Consider the following 19,953-nt stretch of genomic DNA (forward strand, 5'->3'; position numbering starts at 1 on the left):
GAGAAGTCATGGAAATCCATCATAAGACAGAAGCCGAACGCAAAGCCGTGCTTGACGTTTTGGCTGACGTTCCCTTTCCCAGCGTCAATGCCGATCGTCCGGCAGGTTTGCTGAAACGCTGTCCTGCTGCGTCCGTGACCCCACTGGTTGACGCCCCGGAGCTTGCCTCGCGTGCGGGTGTCGCGCATGTACAAATCAAGGATGAACGTGAACGCATGGATCTGGGCAGTTTCAAGGCTCTGGGCGCTGCTTACGTGATCGCGCAGGATGCCGAGACAGGGGCTGCCAAGGGGCAGACATATGTCACGGCAAGTGCCGGAAATCATGGCTTGTCTGTTGCTGCTGGCGCGCAGGCATTCGGCGCGCACGCGGTGGTCTATCTTGCGGAAACGGTGCCAGAGGGCTTTGCGGACCGGCTGCGTGGATTCGGGGCTGAGGTGGTGCGTCAGGGTGCAATCTACGAGGAAGCGATGGCCGCCGCCGCACAGGCAGCCAAGGACCGCGATTGGGCTTTGCTGTCCGACAGTTCCTGGCCCGGTTACTTCGACCGACCTCATGTATTGATGGAGGGGTATCTTGTCCTGATGCAGGAAGCCGTTTCCCAAATGCCCGCTCCGCCGACGCACATCTTCCTTCAGGCCGGTGTTGGGGGGCTTGCCGCTGCGGCGGCCGCCTACGCCCGAAAAGCGTGGGGAGATGCCCCGAGGATCATCGTCGTCGAACCCGAGGTTGCGCCGGCGCTGTTTGCTTCGGTTGTGGCGGGTTCGCCTCAGATCACGGCAGGGCCGGAGTCAGCAATGGGACGGCTGGATTGCAAGGAGCCTTCCTTGATCGCTCTCAAAGGGCTGAGCCGCGATGCAGACGATTTCATGCTGATCACGGAATCGGAAGGCGCGACCGGAAGTGCCGCCTGTGCCGAGGCGGGATTGCCGACGTCACCTTCAGGGGCAGCTGGTTATGCGGGCTTATTGGCGGCGCGGGACAGCTTTGACGCGCTTGGTCTGAGTGACCAGTCGCGGGTGTTGGTCGTATTGAGCGAGCAGGCAGCATGACCGCGCCAGAGCGAGGGTTTTCAACAGCGGAGTTCCGCAATCGAACCCGTGCCGCGCAATCCCTTATGGCGGAACATGATCTTGCGGCTCTGCTCCTGACAACAGAGGCTGAAATCAGGTATTACACCGGATTCCTGACCCGCTTCTGGGAAAGCCCGACACGCCCCTGGTTTGTCGTGCTTCCGTCTTCCGGCGAACCGATTGCCGTGATCCCCTCCATCGGCGCGCATCTGATGAAGCAAAGCTGGATCACCGATATCCGCACGTGGTCGGCACCGGATTACGTTGATGATGGGATAAGCCTGCTGTCAGACACCTTGGGCGAGGTCACGCCACCGACCGGCCGGATTGGCGTTGCAGATCAGATGGAAAGTTTGGTGCGCATTCCGCTTGCGGATTTGCGAATGCTGGAGAGCCGCCTTTTGCCGCGCCTGCTCGTCAGCGATCAAACGATCACGCGGAGACTCAGGCTGGTCAAATCAGAAACTGAGATCGCCAAAGTCCGGCATGCCTGCGCCATAGCAGATCGTGCTTTCAACAGGGTCCCCGAGATCGCATCGGAAGGCGTCGCGCTGTCAATGGTGTTTCGTCGGTTTCAGATGCTCTGCCTCGAAGAAGGGGCGGATTGGCTGCCGTATCTTGCCGGTGCGGCAGGCCAAAGCGGTTACGGGGATGTCATTTCGCCGGCGACCGATGTCCCGCTGTCCAAGGGCGATGTCTTGATGCTGGACACAGGTTTGGTCTGGGACGGGTACTTCTGCGATTTTGACCGGAATTTCAGTGTCGGTTCGCCGGACAAAGAAGTTGAAGTCGCGCATGGGTGCCTTATCGACTCCGTTCAGGCTGCTGCGGAACGCGCGCGTCCGGGTGCCATGATTGCGGACCTGTTCCATGCCATGAACGCCGTCGTGAATCCTTCGGGCAACATCATGGAGGCCGGGCGTTTGGGGCATGGTCTGGGGATGCAGCTGACGGAGTGGCCATCGATCATCCCACAGGACGAAACCGTTCTTGTCCCGGGCATGGTATTGACCCTTGAACCATCGGTCGAGGTCGCGAATGGTCAAATCATGGTTCACGAAGAAAACATCGTCATTCGAGAAAACGGCGCCGAATTCCTTTCAGCGCCGCAGCCCCCTGAGATACGGGTGGTCTGATGGCGCTTCCGTATTCCGTTGACACAGACAGGCCGACGCAGATCGGGCTGATTGCCCTGCAAAGCGACGAGACCATCGAACGCGATTTCCGTCTGATGATGCCTCCTGATGTTGAAGTCCTCGTGACACGGGTCCCCTCAAGCACAACTGTGTCGCTCGAAACTTTGCGCGCCATGGAGGAGAGCCTGACGAATAGTGCAGCGCTGCTTCCGAGGGGGGCACACTGCGCAGCAGTAGGTTACGGATGCACGTCCGCCAGCGCGGCTATCGGGGCCGGGCGCGTCTCTGAACTGATCCGGAAAGGCGTTTCGACGCCCCATGTGACGGACCCGCTGACCGCCCTGATTGCCGCCTGCAAAGCCCTTGATCTGCGCCGGATCGGTCTGGTGAGTCCCTATGTTGCGTCCGTCAGTGACCAACTGATCTCTGCGCTGGACCAGGCAGGTGTAAGCGTCGTGTCTTTCGGCAGTTTCGATGAACCGTCCGAAGAACGCGTGGTACGCATCTCCCGCGAGTCTGTGCGTGATGCGGCTTTGCACGTTGGACGAAACGGTGCTTGTGACGCGGTGTTTCTATCCTGTACGAACCTGCGGTCGCTGGAAATCGTCGATGAAGTCGAAGGGGCCCTTGGCATTCCGGTTCTCGGCAGCAATCAGGTTCTGGCCTGGCATCTTGGCAAATTGGCAGGGTGCCTGAACGGATTTTCCGGCATCGGTCGGCTTTTCCTGAGTGGTGCAGATCTACAGCCGTGAGGCGTTTTCAGGTCGTTCAGAAGTCCAACAGCCGACCTTTGCTGATTTGACCGACCATTCCAGTCAGCGTCACGAAGGCGGCTGCTCGTCCAGCACCTTCTTCGCGACCCGGAAGCATTCCAGTGCCTGCGGAACGCCGCAGTAAATTCCGATGACGTGGATGATTGCGCGGATTTCCTCGCGGGTCACACCGTTGTTGAGAGCGCCTTTGCAGTGCGTTTCCCATTCATGCATCTTCCCCAAGGCTCCGATCATGGACAGGTTCATCATGGATCGCGTCTTGGCTTCGATCACGTCATCGCCCCAACCGAACCCCCAGCACCATGCAGTCATGGCCTCTTGAAAGGGTCGTGTGAAATCATCTGCAGCGGCAAGGTTTTTCTCGACGTACTCCGCGCCCAATGTCGCTTTGCGCTGTTCAAGCCCTTTGAGGAAAAGGTCCTCGTCAAACGTGCTCATGGATTATCCCTTCAATCTCACCGCAATATTTTTTGTCTGGACATAGTTCCACAGTGCTTCGCGTCCCTTTTCTCGACCATAGCCCGATTTTCCGAAGCCACCGAACGGTGTTTCGACGCCGCCCGCGTACCATTCGTTGACGAAGACCTGCCCGGTGCGCAACCGTCGGGCAGCTCTTGTCGCGCGGTCCAGATCGGCGGTGAAGACCCCGCCCACCAAGCCGTAATCGGTTCCATTGGCGATTTCGATGGCCTCTGTGTCATCGCGGAATGTCATCACCGAGAGGACGGGGCCGAAGACTTCCTGCCGCGCGATCTCCATGTCCGGAGTGACCTGAGCAAGGACGGTCGGTTCCATGAAAGCGCCCGGGCGATTGAGCCGACGCCCACCAGTGACAACCCGCGCTCCCTGTTCTTCTGCGCAGGCGACCATACCGACAGCCCGATCACACTGGGCGTCGCTGACCATTGACCCCATGTTCGCACCAAATTCAACCCTTTCGATTCCGGGGCCAACGGACAGAGATTTGGCGATGCGCTCCGCACGCTCAAAGAGCTCGTCGGATCGGCTCTCATGCACGATGACGCGCGACATGGCAGAGCAGACCTGTCCTGCGTTGAAATAGATACCCCAGCGGATGTCGTTCTCGAACGCATCGAGATCCGCGTCGTCATGGACGATGGCCGCGGACTTGCCTCCCAGTTCCAGCACGCAGGGCACCACATTGCCCGCCGCCGCCGTTGCAATGGCGATGCCCGTCGGAACGGACCCTGTAAAGACGATCTGATTGACGTTCGGATGCCCGGCCAACGCGGCACCAGCCTCACGTCCGAGACCGCAGATCACGTTGACCGCACCCGGCGGAAGCCCGGCAGCTTCCGCAGCACGGGCGAACCATGCGTTGGTCAGCGGGGTCAGCTCAGGAGACTTGATCACACAGGCATTGCCCGTCGCCAAACCTGCCGAAAGCGACCGGGCGGTCATTTCCAGAGGGTAGTTCCACGGGATGATATGAGCCGATACGCCGAAAGGTTCATATTCCGTCCAATCCATGTACCCAGCGCCCAAGGGGATGGAGCGGCCTTCGACTGTGCTGGCCTGATTGGCATAATACTCGAAGTAAAGGGCGGCGCCTTCCACCTCGATATGGGACTCCCATAGCGGTTTGCCCTGTTCCCGCGTCAGCACGTGGGCGATTTCGTCTTTATGCTCGAGCAGATAACGCCCCATCGCCTGGACAAGGCGACCCCGTTGGATGGGGCGCATGTCCGTCAGATCACCGGCAAGATGCACGCGCCGTGCGGCCTTGACCGCGCGGTCGACGTCGGTGACATCCGCCAACGCTTGTTCGGCAACTCGTTCGCCAGTAGCGGGATCGATCACATCGATCCGCCCCGCACCCCCGTCGACCCATGATCCGTTGATGTAGTTCTGCCAGTATGATGCAATCTCAACCATCGACCGCCTCCCGCATCCAGCGTTGAAGTTGCAGGATCGAATGTTCGGAATTCACGCCGCATTTCGGATCCACGATCAATGGTCCCGGCACGTATCCGCGTGATTTCAAACCGCGTTGGACGCTTTCGACACGATGAATGTCTTCTTCGACCGTTGTTGCGCGATCCTGCTGTGCCATGTGGCGCACGGTTTCATTGTCGCATCCACCAACGGAATACCATCCGCGCCAGACCACGACATGATCCGCATCCACTGCGCGCCAGTGGTAGGTGTTCAGAAGATTGCCGGGATAGACCTGGAAGCTGAACATCGGCCAGAGAAACCACGATGAATATCTTTCGTTGTTCTTAAAGCCGCTTTGAATGTCATAGCTCATCTGGCTGAGGTCGTTGCACTCGGTCGTGTGACGCAGGCAGTAGCCTTGCGGCTGGATGTCATAGGTCTCGGGTCGGATCACACCGGTTGAAAAGGTTGGGTGGTTAAGGCTGCAATGGAAACATTCCGAATAGTTCTCAACAGAAACCTTCCAGTTGCAGCGCTCCGGTATCTCCACCCATTCAAGAGGTTTGAGCTCGGCCCAGTTGGGTACGAAGCCTTCCAGTTCGCTCCGCACATTCGGGAACCAGTCGTCCATAGGCGCGGCGTCGGGATCGAGATTGACGAAGACGAAACCCAGAAAAACCTCTGTCCGGATTTCTGTAAGGCAGATCTCTGACGCATCGAAACCCGGTACGGACTTCGCATTGGGTGCGGCGCGCAGTTTACCTGTCAATTCGTAGGTCCAGGCGTGGTAGGGGCACACAACGACACGGGTCGATCCCTCACCACTGACCAGTTGATGCGCACGGTGCTGGCAGACATTGTAGAAGGTGCGGATTACGCCATCGCGCCCTTTTATGTAGAACAGACTTTCATCGGCCAGCTCGAAAGCCACGTAGTCGCCGGGGGACTCCAACTGGCTCGCGTGGCAGGCGAATTGCCATGTGCGTGCCAAAAGCCCCGCTTTCTCGGCCGCGAAAACCTGTGGATCGGTGTAGTACCGGGCGTCAAGCGAGCGCACCGGAGTAGTTTCGTCCTTCATTCAGGCTCCCCCTCGTAGATGCCCAATTGGTGGCGGCGGCGGTGAAACGTCTCGACACGGTCCACGATTTCATCGCTGGCGACTGCGATGACAAAGCTCAGCAGTGTTTCCAGAAGTCCGATCATGGCAACCGAGGACGGGAAGAACTGAGGCGTGTCGGCGGCGACGACGAATCCGTGCTGTGCTGCCCGTATGATTGGGCTGGCCGGGCTGTCCGAGATGCCGATGATCGTCAGACCCTGTTCGCGGGCGATGCGCACGGCCTCGATCACCTCGGTGCGATAGGGTCGGCAGGTTATGGCGATCAGAACGTCGTGCTGATCCGCCCAGGCAAGATCGTCTATGGCCGTCGATCCGGGGCCGGGAATGGCGTGGAAATCCGTCATTCCGGTTGAAGCAAGATAGGTGAAATTGCGAGCGTTCGCGTTCATCACACCGACACCCAGCGTAAAGACCTGCCGCGAAGACCAGATCGCATCAGCTGCTGCCTTGAGGCGATCCGCGTCGATCCCCGCGAAGGTGTCTTCGAGGTTGCGGATCGCGCCTTCGACCATGTCGGCGTACAAGCCGCCCAAATCGCCGGATTTCCGAATATCCTGCAACCAACGCGCACGGTCCGGAAAGCTGATAGAGCCTTTACGTATCGCCTCGCGGAAGGGCGCGCGGAAATCCTCGTATCCATCGAAGCCTACCTGCCGGGCCATGCGGACAAAGGTATTGGGCTTTACATTCGCCGCTACAGCGATTTCCCGCACGGTGGAAACGCCCACGTCCGCGGGGTTTTCCAGCACGTACCGTGCGGCTTTCTGTGCTTCCGGTGTCAGCGCGTCCCACTCCTCGGTCAGGCGGTCCAGAACGCGATATGATACATTTGTGTCATTCATGATTTACAGTGGTACACATGTACGCACATGCTGTCGAGCAGTTTTGCGACTCGTTTGAAGGATCAGCGACATGACCGATTTTCCCAGCCATGCCCGCGTGGTGATCGTGGGCGGTGGAGTGATGGGGGTGGGGCTTGCCTACCACCTTGCGCACGAAGGCTGGGGGGCAGAGACCATCCTGCTTGAGAAGGCCGAACTGACCAGCGGCAGCACGTGGCACGCGGCAGGGCAGATCACCCATTCGACCAGCAGTTTCAGCCTTGGCAAATGCGTTGACTACAACATCGGTCTCTATTCCGGTGGTTTGGAAGCGGAAACAGGACAGGCGGTGACGTGGCACGGCTGCGGATCGTTTAGACTGGCCTACACCGAAGACGAGATGGACTGGCTGCGCCATACTTTGTCCGTAGGGCGGTCTTTGGGGTTCAACATCGAACTGGTTGGCCCGTCCCGCATCGCCGAGCTGCACCCGTTCTACAATCTCGACGGCGTTCTGGGCGCGCTGCACACGCCCGATGACGGGCACGTGGATCCGACCAATGTGACCATGGCGATGGCCGCCGGCGCGCGCGCCAAGGGCGTTCGGATCATCCGCCGGTGCCGGGCCACGAATATTACGCAGCAGCCAACGGGCGAATGGTTGGTGGAAACGGAACGCGGTTCAATCCTCTGCGAACATGTGGTCAATGCGGGTGGCACCTATGCGCGGCAGATGGGCGAATGGTCGGGGCTGCAATTGCCCATGACGTCAATGACGCACCATTATTTTGTCACCGACGAGGTGCCTGAATTCCGCGATCTGGAGCGCGAACTCCCAGTCATCCGCGACGACCGCAAGGTGTCGGGTTACATCCGGATGGAGCAGAAAAAGGGCCTCATCGGCATCTACGAGAAAACCAATCCCAACACCGTCTGGGAAGACCATTGCCCATGGGACGCCGAAAACGAGCTCTTTGAGGCGGATTACGACCGTGTCATGCCGTGGCTGGAGGAAAGCCTCAATCGAATGCCGATCTTTGCAGAGCTTGGTATAACCCGTGACGTGCATGGCGCGATCTCGCACCCGCCCGATGGTAACCCGCTTATCGGCCCGGCGCCGGGTGTGCGCAACTATTGGTGTTGTTGCGGTACCCAGATTGGGATCGGCTGGGGTCCAGGGTTGACCCGCGAACTGGCGCGCTGGATGGTGCACGGTGCCGCAGACATCAACATGCGCGATTACGATCCGCGTCGCTTCGGGGCTTACGCAAAGAAGGATTGGCAGGTCATCAAGGCCAAAGAGGATTACTGCCTGCGCCACGAGATCCCGTTTCCGCATTTCAACCGCTTGGCGGGGCGTCCGATCAAGCCCTCGCCGCTTTATGAAACGCTGAAGGCCAAGGGCGCGGTCTTTGAAGAAGTCTACGGCTTCGAGCGCCCCCGGTTCTTTGCCAAGGGCATCGACCAGCGGGATCACTATTCCTTCCGCCGTACTCCGGTAGATAAAATGGTAGCCGCCGAGGTCAGGGCCGTGCGCGAGCGGGTGGGCGTAATGGACGTGACCGCCTTCACCAAGGTTCTGGTTGAAGGACCTGACGCTTTTGCCTTGCTCGACCGTCTCACTGCGAACCGCATGCCGGAGAAAATTGAATCAATCACGCTGACGCACATGCTGAACCGGCGCGGGCGGATCGAGCTGGAAACGACCATCGTGCGGATGGCCGAGGACAGGTTCTACCTCGTTTGCGCGGCGTTTTTCGAACAGCGTCTGTTGGACCACCTCAACAACCATAGCGAAAACGCAGATGTCTCCATCTCCGCGCTTTCGGATAGCTGGGGTGCGCTGAGCCTCAACGGTCCGAGGTCGAGGGATGTTCTGGCCGCCTGCACCGATGCGCGTCTCGACAACACCGCTTTCCGCTGGCTTTCGGCACAGGAGATCGTTGTTGCGGGTTACACTGTCTGGGCCTTCCGCATGTCCTATGCTGGGGAACTTGGTTGGGAACTCCATATGCCGTTCGAAGCCATGTCGGACGTTTACGCCGCACTGTGGCAGGCGGGTGAGGCGCATGGGATCGCCGATTACGGCAGCTTCGCCATGAACGTCATGCGCATGGAGAAAGGCTTCAAAGGGGCAGGGGAGTTGACCAACGAGGTCACGCTGGCAGAGGCAGATGTGTTGCGTTTTGCCCGGAGGGACAAAGCGTATCTTGGTCGTGATACAACCCTGAACTCCAACCTGCCCTGGGACTGCGCCTATCTTGAGATCGAACCCGATGGCCTGCGCGATGGCCACGGCGGAGAGGCAGTGATGCTGAACGGGCAGGTTGTCGGATCGACCGCATCGGTGGTGTATGGGCATACGGTCGGCAAGATACTGGCCTTCGCCTACATCAAACCCTTCGCGGCCAAACCCGGTACTGCGCTGGAGGTGGTCATCCACGGTCAACCCCGTGCGGCGCGCGTTCTGAGCGAACCTGCCTATGACCCGCAGAGCTTGAAACCACGAGCCGACGTAGTGACGGAGCCTGCAGAATGACCGTTCTTGCGACCCCTGTTCCAATCACAGCTAGAACCGACACACGTATCAGGACCGTGTCTCTGTGGCATGTGCCTTTGACCAGCCATACGGCCTACTACATGGCCGATGGCAAGACCTGCGATACGGTGGAAACCGTTGTGATCGCAGTAGAGACCAATTCGGGTCTGACCGGGTGGGGGGAGGTCTGTCCGATCCCGCATTACCTGCCGGCCTATGCGCGGGGCGTGGAACCGGCTTTGCTGGAACTGGCCCCGGTGATCCTTGGGGCCGATCCTGTGGGTGTGGGAGCGACGATGGCGGCGGCGGAGTCCTGGTTGCCAGGCCATGTCTATGCGAAGTCGGCGCTCGACATTGCGCTGTGGGACATCACCGGTCAGGTGGCGGGGCTGCCGCTGCATGCGCTGCTTGGCGGGCGCCGACAGGCAGACTTGCCGCTCTATCACTCCATCACGTGTATCGACCCGGACGAAATGTCCCGTATCGCTCGGGATGCGCAGGCGCAGGGAATTACACAGTTTCAGGCAAAGCTGGGTGCATCGGGTGACTGGCAGACGGATGTGGAACGGCTGACCAAGGTGCGTGAAGCCGTTGGGCCGGGACCTCTGGTCTATGGCGACTGGAACTGCGGAGCGACGTCGCTGGACGCGACCCGCGTCGGCCGGGCCGTTTCCCATCTGGATGTGATGCTCGAACAACCCTGTGCCACGCTTGACGATTGCGCTCGCGTGCGCGCGGCAACGGGTCTGCCGATGAAACTCGACGAGTTGGCGCATGACACGGCCAGCCTTCTCGAGGCCCATCGCCTCGGTATCATGGATGCGGTTGCACTGAAGCTGTCGAAATTCGGCGGACTCTCGGCGACACGCCGGGCGCGCGATCTGTGCCTGCATCTCGGGTCAAAGATGTGCATCGAGGACACGTGGGGAAGCGACATCACAACCGCCGCTCTGCTGCATCTCGGGGCTGCGACCGAGCCTGCGCGCGTTCTCAATGTCTGCGACCTGTCCGGCTATGTTGCACCGCGGCTGGCTCCGGACGCCCCGACGCGCGCAAACGGACGTATCGCGCCGCCCGAAGGTCCGGGCCTTGGTGTCGTTGTGGACCGCGTCGCGCTTGGTAAGCCTGACCTGATCCTGGAGTAAACCAATGAACCGCATCCACAGCCAAGACGATTGGATCGCACGTGCCCGCGCTGTGCTGCCTGCTGGCGGATTCGGCAATTTCGACCCGGGCGTTGTCATCGCCCGGGGTCAGGGTAGCCGCATTTGGGATGAAGACGGTCGGGAATACGTGGACTACCTGATCGGTTCCGGCCCGATGCTTCTTGGGCACGGCCACCCCGAAGTATTGGAAGCTGTTCTTGAACAATTGCCCAATGGCCTGACATTCTTTGCCAACAATGCCAAAGGCATCGAGTTGGCCGAGGCCATCGTCGAGGCTGTCCCTTGCTGCGAACAGGTGCGTTTCGTCGGGTCAGGTGGTGAGGCGGACATGTATGCGCTCAGGCTGGCACGAGCATATACGGGCAAATCCAAGATCCTGAAATTTGAAGGGGGATATCACGGCATGAGCGCCGAAGCGCAGATGTCGCTTGCCCCTTCCCGCCAGGTGAACTTCCCGACACCCGTGCCAGACAGTGCGGGTATCCCTCAGGGCGTCGCGGACGAAATGCTGATCGCGCCATTCAATGATCTGGATGCGGTGGCCGGACTTTTGGATGAGCACACGGATGTCGCGGCCATCATCGTCGAGCCGCTCCAGCGCATCATTCCCGCGCAACCCGGTTTCCTGCAAGGGCTGCGCGACCTGTGTGATCGCCACGGGCTTCTTCTGATCTTCGACGAGATTGTCACCGGTTTCCGTCTTGCATATGGCGGCGCACAGGAACGGTACGGGGTGGTTCCCGATATCTGCACTTTGGGCAAAATAATCGGCGGTGGATTTCCCCTTGCCGCGCTTGGTGCCAGTGCAGAGATCATGGCACATTTCGACAAAGCGATTGTCGGCGCCGACAAGTGGCTGATGCAGCTCGGAACCCTGTCCGGGAATCCGGTCGCGGCGGCTGCGGGCCTCAAAACAATGGAAATCCTGCGACGCTCGCAGCAGTATGAGCGGCTGCGCCAGCTTGGGCAGACCCTGATGAAGATGCAGTCTTCCGCATTATCGGATCAAGGCATATCGCATCGCATATGTGGCGACCCGACGCTGTTCGACGTGTATTTCACCACGCAGCACCCAACGGATTACCGCAACGCACGCCATTCACACCCGCGCTTTGGAGAGGTGTGGAATTCAGCTCTACGCGGGCAGGGAGTCTTCAAAAGCCCCGGGAAGATGTACCCCTCTCTGTCCTTGACGACGGCGGACCTCGATCAGACGGAACAGGCGTTTCTGGTCGCTGCACAAGCGGTCGCTCAAGTTTCCTCAACTGCCTGACGGGCAGAAATGCCAAGGTCGGTCGCAGCATGGGGCAGGCGTATTGGGCGGTGCTTCCATTGAGATCAGGTTTGCCCGACACCAACACCGCGATTAAAAGCACGACGCTCCCATCGAGCAAACAACGGCTGTACCGGCCAGCCCGCTAGAACGCGCCGGATTTCCGTCTTGAAATCACGACAAGCATCAGGATCGTCACCAGATAGGGAAGGCTCGACAAGACCTGCGACGGCAGCCCGACCCCGATGGCCTGGGCCGTCAGTTCGCCGAGGGACAGAATTCCGAAGAGCAGAGCGCCAAAGGCGACACGTCCGGTTTGCCATGTCCCGAACACCACGAGCGCGAGTGCAATCCACCCGCGGCCGGCAATCATCCCGTCGGCCCAAAGCGGTGTGTAAACGGTCGAGGCATAGGCCCCAGCAACGCCACACATCGCACCGCCAAATGCCGCGGCGGCAAGACGTATCAGGACGACCGGGTATCCGATGGCGCGGGCTGCCTCAGCGTTTTCGCCCACCGCGGCAATGATGAGGCCTAGTTTTGTTCGGTTGAGGGTCCACCACAAACCGAAAGTGCCGATTACTGCCAGCCAGACCACAATGTCCTGTGTCAGCACCGTTGGACCTATCACGGGGATATCGGACAGCACTGGAATGTCGATCTTTGGCAGTCCTTTGATGGTCAGGCTCTCGTATGTCTTCCCGAACAGGGCTGACAGGCCCAGCCCCAAAACACCAATGGCCAGTCCAGAAGCAACTTCGTTGGCGCGCACGGCAATCACCAGAACGGCAAAAAGCATTGCTATCAACGTACTCACCGCTGCCGCAGCCACGAACCCGACAACATGAGATCCGGTGTGGTAAACGCATATGAAAGCGATCGCGGCACCGATGGCCATCATGCCTTCCAACCCGAGGTTCAGCAGCCCGGTCTTTTCAACGACCATCTCTCCGAGAGCGGCCAGCAGCAGCGGAAGGGATGCGGCGAGCGTACCCGCCAGAAGAAACTCCAGCCCGCTCATGCCGGCACCTTTCGGCTGAACTCGATCCGGTAGCGGATCAGTGTGAAGGTCAGCAGGTAGAAGAACAGAAGCAATCCCTGGAACACCTCGACCGCTGCAACCGGGAGCCTTGCGGACACGGTAGCGCTGTCGCCACCGATATAGATGACCGATATCAGGAAGCTGGACGCGATGATCCCGAGGGGGTTCAAACCGCCCACATAGGCTACGATGATCGCGGCGTAGCCGTAGCCAGACGTGACCGAGCGTTGGAGTTGTCCCAGTGGCCCCGCAACCTCGCTCGCCCCCGCGATCCCAGCCGCCAATCCGCCCAGGCCAAGACCCAACCACACCATGCGTGGGGCGGAAAACCCGGCATAGAGTGCGGCGCGTGGTGCCAACCCCGCAGTGCGCAACTGGTAGCCGCGGAAGTGGTGCTGCATCATCAGGTAGGCAAAAAGGCTCGCCAGCAGCGAGAAGATGAGCGAGATATTCGTTCGGGTCCCATCGAACAGGATCGGCAAAAGCGCATTGTCCGGGAACATCACAGTCTGCGGGAAGTTGAACCCACGTGGATCCTTCCACGGACCGAGCAGCAGGTAGTTCAGGATCTGCACGGCGATCAGCGCCATCATGAGTGTGACAAGAATCTCCGACGCACCGAACCGGGTGCGCAAGGCTGCTGCGATCAAAGCATAGACCGTACCGCCCAACGCCCCGAAGGCGATCATCGCGGGCAGCATCATCGGGAAATCCCCGTCAGGGAAATACACCGGCAGCGCGGAGGCGCAAAGCGCACCGACGATGAACTGGCCCTCTGCGCCAATGTTGAAAACGTTGGCGCGGAACCCGATGGCCAGCCCTTGCGCGATCAGGAGCAGCGGCGCCATCTTCAAGAGTACTTCGGAAAAGCTGTACCAACTCAGGAACGGCTTGAGCAGCAGGGCATGTAATGCCGCGCCAGCGTCTTTGCCCAATGCCGCGAACAGGACGAGGCTCGCCAGACAGGTGAAGACCAGCGCCAGAACGGGCGCGGTGAACATCGCAAGTCGCGAGGCGGAGTCGCGGCGGATCAGTCGGAGTTTCACGTCGCAGCCCCAATCATGTAGCGCCCGATTTCCTGCGGGCTGGTCTCGGCCGCGTCCAGGGCGGACGACAGGTGCCCTTTGTGAAGCACATGCAGCTTGCTGCACATCTCGAACAACTCGTCCATTTCCTCGGAAATCACGAGGATCGCACAGCCCTGATCGCGCATGTCGAGCAGACGCCTGCGAATGGCGGTCGCGGCCCCGATGTCGACCCCCCATGTGGGTTGCGACACCAGCATCACGTCCGGGTTCAGCATGATCTCGCGGCCCAGAATGAATTTCTGCAGATTGCCACCCGACATCGCGCCGGCTTCGGCATCCGGTCCCGGGGTCCGCACATCGAACGCGTCGATGCATTCGCGCGTAAAGGCGCGCTCCACGCTGCGCCGAATGAACCCGCGCGACAACATATTGCGACTGTGGGCGGTCAGAAGGCTGTTGTCGGCTAACGACATCTCGGGCACCGCGCCTCGCCCAAGCCGTTCTTCCGGCACAAAAGCAAAGCCCAGCTTGCGCCGCGCCATCGGGCCAAGGTGCCCGACCTTCTTGCCCATGATCTCGATCATGCCAGGTTCCTGCGCCCGGGTCTCACCGGAAATCAGCGCCGCCAGTTCCTGCTGCCCGTTGCCAGAAATCCCTGCGATCCCGACAATCTCGCCGCTGCGAAGTTTGAGGTCGATGCCCTCAAGCGTCGTCCCGAACCGACTGGCCCGCGGATGGCTCAGCGCGTTAAGGCGCAGCCGTTCTTCCCTCGGCGGGCGCGGCGCGGCATGTGCTACGTTCGGCATCTCGCGCCCGATCATCAATTGCGCCAGAGACCGCGCATCATGCTCGCGCGGATCTACGCGGCCCGTTACCTCACCGCTGCGCAGGACACTTGCGGTGTCGCACAGCTCGCGGATCTCATCCAGCTTGTGCGAAATGAACAGGATCGCCATCCCCTCGGCCTGCAGCTTGCGCAAGGTCTCGAACAGGCGACGCACGCTTTGCGGCGGCAGCACGGAGGTCGGTTCGTCAAGGATCAAGAGCTTCGGATTGAGCAGCAGACAACGGATGATCTCGACCCGCTGGCGCTCGCCCACCGACAGACGATGCACCATCGCGTGGGGATCGACAGAAAGCCCGAACTGGTCCCCCAGATCACTTATCTTCTGCGCCAGGTCCGCCGGTTTGCCGGGGATCATCAGCGACACGTTCTGCACGACGCTCAGCGTTTCGAAAAGCGAGAAATGCTGGAACACCATCCCGATGCCAAGCGCCTGGGCGTCGGAGGGCCGGGCAAGATGCACCTCCTGCCCGTTCCAGTAGATATGCCCCGCATCCGGCTGTTCGACGCCGTAGATGAGCTTCATCAGGGTGGATTTGCCCGCCCCGTTTTCACCCAGCACGGCATGGATCGACCCCGAATGCACCTCGAGGTCGATCTCCTTGTTGGCCTGAACGGTGCCGTAGCGCTTGGAGACCTTTGCAAGCCTCAGCAGCGCAGGCTGGCTCACGACGGCAGCGGCGTGGTCACGCCCGCAACATGCCAGTCCATGCCGATGATTTCGCCATCCGTCATCGCCACGCCATCCGCCACACGCTCGGTGCCGGACTGGTCGGTGAGCGGACCTTTGAAGACCACGAAGTCACCCGCCTCGATCTCGGCTTCCTTGGCTTTGATCTGTTCGATCATGTCGGCCGGGATGTCCGGGTTCCAGTCGGCAGTGAAGACCACATCGTCTTCCATGCCCAGCCAGTAGTTCGCACCGGGGAATTCGCCCGCCACGTGCCCATCGACCAGACGCTTGAAATGCGGACCCCAATCGGTGCCGACGACACCGAGGTACTTGGAGGGCGCGTATTTCTTCATTGAGGAGTTGAGGTTGTAGGCATAGACCCCGGCCTCTTCCGCCACAGCGATCACCGATGGCGTGTCCTGCGCGTTCGAGAAAAGAATATCCACGTCCTGCGAAATCAGAGCCTTGGCGGCTTCCTGTTCCGACGCGGGGTCGAACCAGCTGTTCACCCAGACGACGCTCATGGTGATTTCGGGATCAACCGACAGCGCGCCCAGCATGAAAGCGTTGATCGAGGTGATCAGTTCCGGGATCGCGAACGCGCCGACACAGCCGATCTTCTTGGTCTTGGTCAACGACGCGGCGGCCATCCCCATCAGGTAGGTGCCCTGCCAGTATTTCGCGGTGAAGGGGGCGAAGTTCGGCTCGACCATGAAGCCCGAGGCATGGATGATCGACACATCGCGGTTGCGCTTGGCGATCTGGATGCCGCCGTTCTGGTAGCCGAAGGAGCCCAGCAGCAGAACCTCGTTGCCCTCGGACACCAACCCGTTGGCGATGCGGTCGGCATCCGGACCTTCCATGATGTTTTCCAGCACCGTCACCTCAAGCTTGTCGCCATAGGCTTCCTTCACGGTGTTCACGCCTTCCATGAGCGTGTGCGACCAACCCACATCCGCGATGGGCGAGGGCAGCACAACGCCCATCTTGAGAACGTCCTGCGCATGTGCGCGCATCGGCAGAGCGAGCGCGGTTGTGGCGGCAAGCGTGCCTTTCAGGAAACTGCGGCGTTTGAGTGTGTCAGACATGGTTATCCCCGTTGGTTGTGTTTGGCAGAATGGTGTGAAGTGTCTCTTCGGCGGCGGCGAACAGTGCGCCTTCGTCGATCCCCGGAAACGCGCCTTTGTGCCAGACGATGCGACCGTTGATCATGGTAAGGTCCGTTGGCGCACCGACACCGACCTTGGCCAGAAGGCTGATCGGATCATGGCGCGTGCCCACGAAATCAAGCTTGCGCGTGTCGATGGCGAAGAGGTCCGCGGCCATGCCGGGGCGCAATGCGCCGATGTCTTTGCGCCCAAGCAGCGAGGCCCCGCCTTCGGTCGCATAGTGCAGGAACCGTCCGGGCACTGGCACGCCGTCCTGTCGGGTCGAGGCGACAAGGCATTGCAGCATGTACCCGGAATGGATGCAGTGCATCAGATTCGAATTGTCGTTCGACGCCGCCCCGTCGCAGCCCAGTCCGACGCGGACCCCCAGCGTATCCATCGCCGGGATGTCTGTGACTTCGGCCCCGACCAGATATACCGGCTCAGGACAATGCGAAACGCCGGTGCCGGAGGTCGCCAGCTTGCCCAATTCTTCGCGCGTCAGTTCCCAGCCATGGGCATAGAACACGTCCGGCCCGGCAAAGCCGATCTCTTCGCAGTAATCAACAGTCCGCTTTCCATGGACCTGTTCAATCACCGGGCTTTCCCCTTCGCCCACATGGCTGTGCAGGATCACGCCCTTGTCGCGCGCAAGCGACACGGACTGCTCGAATGTCTCGCGGTAGCAGTTGACCGGCTGGCAGGGAGCCACTGCCACCTGTCGCATCGAAAAGGGTGCCGGATCGTGGAACGCGTCGATGGCACGTTCGCAGGCCGAGATGAATTCGTCGGTCGACTCCAGCATCTCGTCTGGGATCGTGCTGCCCTCGGATTTTGGCAGCGTGTTGCCGCCCCGGCCCGCGTGAAAGCGCATGCCCAAGAGGTCTGCCGCCTCGAATTGCCGGTCGATGATGTGAGACCCGGCATGGCGCGGGAAGCAGTATTGGTGGTCAAACGCAGAGGTGCAGCCGTGTTTGATCAGTTCGGCCATCGCGACGACAGAGCTGTGATAGAAACAGTCCTCGGTCAGACGAGAGAAGATCGGGTAGATGCGGTCGAGCCATTCGATCACCGAATAGCGCGTCCAGTCCAGTTCGGCCCGGTTGCGGACGAAGCATTGGAAGAAATGGTGGTGTGTATTGACGAGGCCCGGATAGATGAAGTGCCCGGTGGCTTCGATGACCTCGGTCCCGTCGGGCGCCTGACGGGCCAGGTCGGGTCCAATGGCCGTGATTGCACCGTTCTCGCAAAGAATGTCTTGGTGCCGCAGAACCGGAGCGCTGGCCGAGGTGACGATCGCCTCGCAGTTCTTGAGCAGGATCGCGGTCATGCCGGGTGGGCCAGTTCATGCAGACGGTGGATGCCAGGCATTTCGATGAAGCCCGGCAGCGATCGGACTGCCCGCATCCAGAGCCGGATCGAAGGATAGGGATCGAGGCTAAAGCCGCCATCAGGCGCAAGAGCCGTGTTCGGGAAGCAAGCGATATCCGCGATGGTCGGTGCCTTGCCGGTCAAGAAGATCAGACCGTCAAAGCGCTGTTCCGTCAGATGCGCCTCGAGCTTGCGCAGAGCCGTCACACCTGCCGCGCGGGCTGTGTCGATGTCAGCCTCGTACCCGATCACGTCATGAAGCCGAGCGAGACCAAGGCTTTCGTTCAGGTCCGAAGCAAATGCCAGCCAGCGGTCATCGTCGGGGCTCCGCCATTCGGGATGGTCCATGGTCAGGTGCCGCAGGATGTCGGCGCTGTCGGTCAGTACAGTTTCGCCGTCTTGCAGGATCGGGAGAGTACCCTTGGGGTTCAGCGCCAGCATTTCGGGCGACTTGTGTTCGCGGGCCGGGTGGAAGTTCACCGCCCGCAGGATCAGCGGCGTACCGAGCAGCGCCGCCATCAGGCGGACTTTGTAGCAACTGGCGCTCAGAACGTAGTCGTAAAGGATCATGCCGCCACCAATTGCGCGCCGTAGGTGTAACCGATCTTCTTGAGCCAGCGGCGATAGGCGACCGAGGTCATGTCTGCCTGTGTCGGCACCTCCATCCCCGGATCGAGCGGCAGTTTGCGCGGGATCTGGTTTTCGAGGATCGAGCGGTCCTGCATGAAGATCAGCTGCTGGAAAGAGACCATCTCGGACATGGTCGACTCGTCATCATAGAGCGCCATCCACGGCCAGACCTCGCACCATTCGTCGGTCAGAGGCTGCACGAAAAGCGTGATTATGTCCCATTCGCCCGGTCGGGGCGGACAGGTCTTGTAGAGTACCGAACAGGTCGGCGCGGGCACGCGGTACATGTATTCTGTGGTGATCCCGCCCGCAGCGGATTTCGCGGCCTGCGGTTGGTAGAATTTCACCTTGGTCGCCCAGACCTCGTCCACCTCTTCGCGGATCTTGACGTCGTAACGGTCCACCTCGGTATGTGGCTCGGCTCCGAGAATGTCGGTATGCACAAACGGGAAATGCGCGATGTCGAGGAAGTTCTCGACCGCACGCAGGGGCGAGCATTTGACCTTGACCGACCCCACATCCACCAGGCGACGACCGGGGCTGTCGGCTTCTGGGATGGTGAAGAGGTCACGGTTGGGCTGGCCGGGGCTGGTCCAGAGATGGCCGAACCGTTCGACGGTCGGTAGTGCTTTTCCGGTCGCGTCCTTGACCCAGCAAGTGCCATCCTTCCGGCCCAAAGTGATTTTTTTACCAAGCAGTAAAGTTTCGCGCGGGCCGTCTATGCCCGAGATCATTGCGACCGGATACCAATGGTTTTCAATGGCTGTATTCATGCCGGAACCCCTTCAAGCGTTGCCCGCAAGTCCTCCACCCAGCGTGACACGGCTTTTGGATCGGCGTCCGGCGATGCAAGAACATGCGCCATTGTCAGAGTGTCTGTGCAGGGTTGGAGCGCAAGAACCGTGTCGTGGTCCGAGACCACTGCGACGGTCGGGGCGGATCCTGCGCCGAAATGCGCCGCGACGTTTTCCGCAGACAGGGCTATCGGCACCGAGCGGACCGGTACGCGCCCGCCCAGTTCGGGAAGCGGTTGGTCCGTGGCTTCCAGCGACACCCAGATCACACCGCCTGCCTCGGTGCAGGAGTAGGTCGGCACGCAGATCGTATCGGGTGGCGTCAACTTGGGGTGGGCGGGAATGTAGTCGCATGAGCCGGCTTCGTTGTATTGCCAGCCGTGGTAGATACAGGCGAGTGTATTGCCCCGGACAAAACCGTGCGACAGGCGCATGCCGCGATGCGGACAGCGGTCAGACCAAGCGTGATAACTGCCGGAAGGCGCACACCAGACAGCAAGCTCTGTATCTGCGAGGCGGCTGGGGATCACGATGCCTGGCGGAACGTCCTTCTTCAATCCAACAGCAATCCAGCTCATAACCGCTCCGCGAAAGTCGGGGCAAGTAAGGCAGAGCGGACGTCT

At 60.5% G+C, this 19,953-nt stretch carries 18 protein-coding genes; 6 read left to right on the top strand and 12 right to left on the bottom strand.

Features of this window, described 5'->3' with window-relative positions; all coding sequences use genetic code 11:
* The first annotated feature begins 8 nt into the window (after window positions 1-8).
* The 3 genes from MGEO_RS04785 to MGEO_RS04795 are packed head-to-tail and all read left to right on the top strand — an operon-like array spanning window position 9 to window position 2,961.
* On the top strand, window positions 9-1,052 hold the full coding sequence (locus MGEO_RS04785; RefSeq protein ID WP_085635550.1) for a pyridoxal-phosphate dependent enzyme: 1,044 nt from the start codon (window positions 9-11) through the stop codon (window positions 1,050-1,052).
* A complete protein-coding gene (locus MGEO_RS04790) occupies window positions 1,049-2,209 on the top strand; it encodes a M24 family metallopeptidase (RefSeq protein ID WP_085635551.1) in 1,161 nt (386 codons plus the stop codon). Before MGEO_RS04785 ends, MGEO_RS04790 begins: the two co-directional genes overlap by 4 nt.
* Entirely contained in the window at window positions 2,209-2,961 is a 753-nt protein-coding gene (locus tag MGEO_RS04795; RefSeq protein WP_085635552.1) for a maleate cis-trans isomerase family protein, read from the top strand. The genes MGEO_RS04790 and MGEO_RS04795 overlap by 1 nt, the downstream gene beginning before the upstream one ends.
* A 69-nt stretch (window positions 2,962-3,030) precedes the next feature.
* On the opposite strand, the gene MGEO_RS04800 is transcribed toward MGEO_RS04795, so the two are convergent.
* The 4 genes from MGEO_RS04800 to MGEO_RS04815 are packed head-to-tail and all read right to left on the bottom strand — an operon-like array spanning window position 3,031 to window position 6,843.
* Window positions 3,031-3,420: a carboxymuconolactone decarboxylase family protein gene (locus tag MGEO_RS04800; RefSeq protein ID WP_085635553.1), complete on the bottom strand. Its 390-nt coding sequence runs from the start codon at window positions 3,418-3,420 to the stop codon at window positions 3,031-3,033.
* 3 nt (window positions 3,421-3,423) lie between these two features.
* Window positions 3,424-4,878, bottom strand: coding sequence for an aldehyde dehydrogenase family protein (locus MGEO_RS04805; RefSeq protein WP_085635554.1), 1,455 nt, complete (start codon window positions 4,876-4,878; stop codon window positions 3,424-3,426).
* Entirely contained in the window at window positions 4,871-5,959 is a 1,089-nt protein-coding gene (locus MGEO_RS04810) for an aromatic ring-hydroxylating oxygenase subunit alpha (RefSeq protein WP_085635555.1), read from the bottom strand. Before MGEO_RS04810 ends, MGEO_RS04805 begins: the two co-directional genes overlap by 8 nt.
* Complete coding sequence (locus tag MGEO_RS04815; protein WP_085635556.1) at window positions 5,956-6,843, bottom strand: MurR/RpiR family transcriptional regulator; 888 nt, start codon at window positions 6,841-6,843, stop codon at window positions 5,956-5,958. The genes MGEO_RS04810 and MGEO_RS04815 overlap by 4 nt, the downstream gene beginning before the upstream one ends.
* A 70-nt stretch (window positions 6,844-6,913) precedes the next feature.
* Between MGEO_RS04815 and MGEO_RS04820 the strand changes: the two genes are divergently transcribed.
* Genes MGEO_RS04820 through MGEO_RS04830 form a run of 3 tightly spaced genes read left to right on the top strand, consistent with a single transcriptional unit; the run spans window position 6,914 to window position 11,800 of the window.
* On the top strand, window positions 6,914-9,361 hold the full coding sequence (locus MGEO_RS04820) for an FAD-dependent oxidoreductase (protein WP_085635557.1): 2,448 nt from the start codon (window positions 6,914-6,916) through the stop codon (window positions 9,359-9,361).
* A complete protein-coding gene (locus tag MGEO_RS04825) occupies window positions 9,358-10,506 on the top strand; it encodes a mandelate racemase/muconate lactonizing enzyme family protein (RefSeq protein WP_085635558.1) in 1,149 nt (382 codons plus the stop codon). The genes MGEO_RS04820 and MGEO_RS04825 overlap by 4 nt, the downstream gene beginning before the upstream one ends.
* Window positions 10,507-10,510: 4 nt before the next feature.
* On the top strand, window positions 10,511-11,800 hold the full coding sequence (locus MGEO_RS04830) for an aspartate aminotransferase family protein (RefSeq protein WP_085635559.1): 1,290 nt from the start codon (window positions 10,511-10,513) through the stop codon (window positions 11,798-11,800).
* Between the two features lie 145 nt (window positions 11,801-11,945).
* Here MGEO_RS04830 and MGEO_RS04835 read toward each other — a convergent pair whose 3' ends face one another.
* From MGEO_RS04835 to MGEO_RS04870, 8 genes are read right to left on the bottom strand one after another with little or no spacing between them, the layout of a single operon-like run.
* Window positions 11,946-12,821, bottom strand: coding sequence for an ABC transporter permease (locus MGEO_RS04835; protein ID WP_085635560.1), 876 nt, complete (start codon window positions 12,819-12,821; stop codon window positions 11,946-11,948).
* Complete coding sequence (locus tag MGEO_RS04840; protein WP_233139647.1) at window positions 12,818-13,888, bottom strand: ABC transporter permease; 1,071 nt, start codon at window positions 13,886-13,888, stop codon at window positions 12,818-12,820. Before MGEO_RS04840 ends, MGEO_RS04835 begins: the two co-directional genes overlap by 4 nt.
* Window positions 13,885-15,384 carry an ABC transporter ATP-binding protein gene (locus MGEO_RS04845; protein ID WP_085635561.1) on the bottom strand — a complete coding sequence of 500 codons (1,500 nt, stop codon included), beginning with the start codon at window positions 15,382-15,384 and terminating at the stop codon, window positions 13,885-13,887. The genes MGEO_RS04840 and MGEO_RS04845 overlap by 4 nt, the downstream gene beginning before the upstream one ends.
* A complete protein-coding gene (locus MGEO_RS04850; RefSeq protein ID WP_085635562.1) occupies window positions 15,381-16,475 on the bottom strand; it encodes a BMP family ABC transporter substrate-binding protein in 1,095 nt (364 codons plus the stop codon). The genes MGEO_RS04845 and MGEO_RS04850 overlap by 4 nt, the downstream gene beginning before the upstream one ends.
* Window positions 16,468-17,865: an amidohydrolase gene (locus MGEO_RS04855; protein ID WP_085635563.1), complete on the bottom strand. Its 1,398-nt coding sequence runs from the start codon at window positions 17,863-17,865 to the stop codon at window positions 16,468-16,470. The genes MGEO_RS04850 and MGEO_RS04855 overlap by 8 nt, the downstream gene beginning before the upstream one ends.
* On the bottom strand, window positions 17,862-18,476 hold the full coding sequence (locus tag MGEO_RS04860; RefSeq protein WP_085635564.1) for a glutathione S-transferase family protein: 615 nt from the start codon (window positions 18,474-18,476) through the stop codon (window positions 17,862-17,864). Before MGEO_RS04860 ends, MGEO_RS04855 begins: the two co-directional genes overlap by 4 nt.
* Window positions 18,473-19,309: an aromatic ring-hydroxylating oxygenase subunit alpha gene (locus MGEO_RS04865; RefSeq protein WP_085635565.1), complete on the bottom strand. Its 837-nt coding sequence runs from the start codon at window positions 19,307-19,309 to the stop codon at window positions 18,473-18,475. The genes MGEO_RS04860 and MGEO_RS04865 overlap by 4 nt, the downstream gene beginning before the upstream one ends.
* Window positions 19,306-19,908 carry a Rieske (2Fe-2S) protein gene (locus MGEO_RS04870; protein WP_085635566.1) on the bottom strand — a complete coding sequence of 201 codons (603 nt, stop codon included), beginning with the start codon at window positions 19,906-19,908 and terminating at the stop codon, window positions 19,306-19,308. Before MGEO_RS04870 ends, MGEO_RS04865 begins: the two co-directional genes overlap by 4 nt.
* Window positions 19,909-19,953: the final 45 nt, after the last annotated feature.

This window comes from Marivita geojedonensis (assembly GCF_002115805.1).
Lineage (GTDB): Bacteria > Pseudomonadota > Alphaproteobacteria > Rhodobacterales > Rhodobacteraceae > Marivita > Marivita geojedonensis.

Coding starts and splice junctions, on each gene's coding strand:
- MGEO_RS04785 (WP_085635550.1), top strand. CDS start 9: ATGGAAATCCATCATAAGACAGAAGCCGAACGCAAAGCCGTGCTTGAC.
- MGEO_RS04790 (WP_085635551.1), top strand. CDS start 1,049: ATGACCGCGCCAGAGCGAGGGTTTTCAACAGCGGAGTTCCGCAATCGA.
- MGEO_RS04795 (WP_085635552.1), top strand. CDS start 2,209: ATGGCGCTTCCGTATTCCGTTGACACAGACAGGCCGACGCAGATCGGG.
- MGEO_RS04800 (WP_085635553.1), bottom strand. CDS start 3,420: ATGAGCACGTTTGACGAGGACCTTTTCCTCAAAGGGCTTGAACAGCGC.
- MGEO_RS04805 (WP_085635554.1), bottom strand. CDS start 4,878: ATGGTTGAGATTGCATCATACTGGCAGAACTACATCAACGGATCATGG.
- MGEO_RS04810 (WP_085635555.1), bottom strand. CDS start 5,959: ATGAAGGACGAAACTACTCCGGTGCGCTCGCTTGACGCCCGGTACTAC.
- MGEO_RS04815 (WP_085635556.1), bottom strand. CDS start 6,843: ATGAATGACACAAATGTATCATATCGCGTTCTGGACCGCCTGACCGAG.
- MGEO_RS04820 (WP_085635557.1), top strand. CDS start 6,914: ATGACCGATTTTCCCAGCCATGCCCGCGTGGTGATCGTGGGCGGTGGA.
- MGEO_RS04825 (WP_085635558.1), top strand. CDS start 9,358: ATGACCGTTCTTGCGACCCCTGTTCCAATCACAGCTAGAACCGACACA.
- MGEO_RS04830 (WP_085635559.1), top strand. CDS start 10,511: ATGAACCGCATCCACAGCCAAGACGATTGGATCGCACGTGCCCGCGCT.
- MGEO_RS04835 (WP_085635560.1), bottom strand. CDS start 12,821: ATGAGCGGGCTGGAGTTTCTTCTGGCGGGTACGCTCGCCGCATCCCTT.
- MGEO_RS04850 (WP_085635562.1), bottom strand. CDS start 16,475: ATGTCTGACACACTCAAACGCCGCAGTTTCCTGAAAGGCACGCTTGCC.
- MGEO_RS04855 (WP_085635563.1), bottom strand. CDS start 17,865: ATGACCGCGATCCTGCTCAAGAACTGCGAGGCGATCGTCACCTCGGCC.
- MGEO_RS04860 (WP_085635564.1), bottom strand. CDS start 18,476: ATGATCCTTTACGACTACGTTCTGAGCGCCAGTTGCTACAAAGTCCGC.
- MGEO_RS04865 (WP_085635565.1), bottom strand. CDS start 19,309: ATGAATACAGCCATTGAAAACCATTGGTATCCGGTCGCAATGATCTCG.
- MGEO_RS04870 (WP_085635566.1), bottom strand. CDS start 19,908: ATGAGCTGGATTGCTGTTGGATTGAAGAAGGACGTTCCGCCAGGCATC.